This is a genomic window from Staphylococcus sp. EG-SA-2, from assembly GCF_017152085.1.
On sequence record NZ_JACYHC010000209.1, the window covers coordinates 1 to 519 of the forward strand.

Genomic DNA, 519 nt, shown 5'->3' on the forward strand with positions numbered 1-519 from the left:
AAAGTAAATTACACCTAAATGACTTACACGACTCTGAAATCTCCCTTATCTCAACAAGTGGAACATTTAGTGATAGAATGACTAAACTGTTAACAGGAGAAGATGGTGAACATGCAGTTTTATCACGTTACAACTTAGCGCCTGATGAATTAGAAAAATATAAACAACTTATTTTAGACGATAAAATGTTAGTTGTAGCGGTTCGTGACAAATCATCACATCAAGAAGTGCATGAAAATAATTCAGCTTATGAAGAGATTGATATTACACATTTTGCTGAAGCATCTAAAGGTCCCAAAGCTTAGTTATCACACTGAATTCAAAATGAGATTACTGTACTGTCTAATTTAAGATAGTACAGTTTTTTATACCATTTAAAAGTTTATGAACAGTCTTTTACAGCAGGCGATTATGCTATAATATTATTTAAATTGGGGAGGTGTTCTTATGGAATTTAAAACCATTCAATCTGTCAAAGATCCACATTACAACGAAGCACTTAAACTTTACGATACTAAG

1 protein-coding gene and 1 pseudogene are annotated in these 519 nt (G+C 32.0%); both read left to right on the forward strand.

The window, feature by feature from the left end:
- Positions 1-305 (forward strand): hypothetical protein (locus IDG60_RS27285; RefSeq protein ID WP_206160438.1); only part of this gene is annotated, 305 nt, incomplete at its 5' end.
- 142 nt (positions 306-447) lie between these two features.
- A pseudogene (locus IDG60_RS27290) lies at positions 448-519 on the forward strand (hypothetical protein); the annotation flags it as partial.